1 protein-coding gene is annotated in these 1,692 nt (G+C 69.3%); it reads left to right on the forward strand.

Going from position 1 to position 1,692, the window contains the following annotated elements:
• Positions 1 to 126: 126 nt before the first annotated feature.
• A complete protein-coding gene (locus ACY34J_RS28925) occupies positions 127 to 1,524 on the forward strand; it encodes an IS1380 family transposase (protein ID WP_462729590.1) in 1,398 nt (465 codons plus the stop codon).
• Positions 1,525 to 1,692: the final 168 nt, after the last annotated feature.

Below are 1,692 nucleotides of genomic sequence, written 5' to 3' on the forward strand. Positions count from 1 at the left end.
CTTAGCCTCGATCCACCGTGCAATGGCCGGTCCAGGGCTTGGACATGAAGACGCGGATGCCCTCTGAGCTGGGACGATGGGACTTCCTAGGGTTCCATGTCCACAGAATCGGAGTGCATCCGCGAGATGCAATCTTCCCATGCCACTTCGGCGGTGTCCGCCGCGTTCGATGACCGGAATCTGGTCGGGTATGCCGGGCTGGTCCCGGTGATGCGACTGGCCGAGCGGTGCGGACTTGTCCGTCTGGTCGCGGACAAGGTGAAGCTGACCGGGGCGAAGAACAGCGCGGGTGCCGCGGCGGAAGCCAAGGTCACCAGCATCGTGGCCGGCATGGTCGCGGGTGCGGACAGCATCGACGACCTGGACGTCCTGCGGCACGGCGCGATGCCGACCCTGTTCGGCGGGATCCGTGCCCCCTCGACCCTGGGTACGTTCCTGCGTGCGTTCACCCACGGTCACGCGCTCCAGCTCCACGCCGTGCACCGCAGATTCCTGGCCGCGCTGGCCGCACACACCCCGCTGCTGCCGGGCGCGGGGCAGGTGGCGTTCATCGATGTCGACTCCACCCACAAACGGGTCTACGGCCGGACCAAGCAGGGCGCCCAGTACGGCCGGTTCAAGGGGGTGCGCACCCTGCACCCGCTGCTCGCCACGGTCTGCACCCCCACCTCTCGGCCGGTGATCGCCACCGTGCGGTTGCGCCGCGGCAAAGCGGCCGACTCCCGCGGCGCCCCGAAATTCGTCAGTGAGGCCCTGGCCACCGCGGCCGAGGCCGGCTGCACCGGCCTGCGCATCCTGCGCGCCGACTCCCAGTTCTACAACGCCGGTGTCATCGCCGCCTGCCGCCGGGCCGGCGCCCGTTTCTCGGTCACCTGCGGCATGAACCCGTCTGTCAAACGCGCCGTCCTGGCCATCGACGACAGCGCATGGCAGCAGATCACCTATCCCACCGCCGTGCCCGATCCCGACACCGGGGAGCTCATCTCCGATGCGGAGGTCGCCGAGATACCCGCCTACACCGCCTTCGCCGGCCACAAGAAGAGCGAGCAGGTCACCGCCCGCCTCATCGTGCGTCGGGTCCGTGACCTGGCCAAACCCGCGATCGTCGGGGAGCAGGGCGAGTTGTTCCCGGTCTGGCGCTACCACCCGTTCTTCACCGACAACCCCGCCGCGACGCTCCAGGCGGAGCGGGAACACCGCCACCACGCCGTCGTCGAGCAGGTCATCGCCGACAGCAAAGCCTCCGCTCTGGCCCACCTGCCCTCGGGGCACTTTCATGCCAACGCGGCCTGGCTGACCCTGTGGGCGATGGCCTACAACCTGCTGCGGGCCACCGGCGCGCTGACCTCGGCCTTCCACGCCAAGGCCACCACCGCCACCCTCCGCGCCCACCTGGTCCAGGTCCCGGCCCGGACCGCCCGCTCCGCACGACGCATCACCTTGCACCTGCCACACAACTGGCCCTGGCGGCATGCCTGGACACACCTGTTCGACACCGTCCACCACCCGCCCGAAGCAGCCTGACGTCCCCGACCGCCTCGCCCGCCAGGGCCCGACCGGAGAGCCACCTTTGTGGAAGAGCTGGGCAGACCAGCGGACAACACCTGCCCAGCCACGGCAACCGCTCCACACCCGGCTCACAAGCCGCTCAGAAGATCACTCTCGAGCCACGTCGGTGGATCGAGGCTTAGC

Source organism: Streptomyces sp. HSS9-12, from assembly GCF_054963655.1.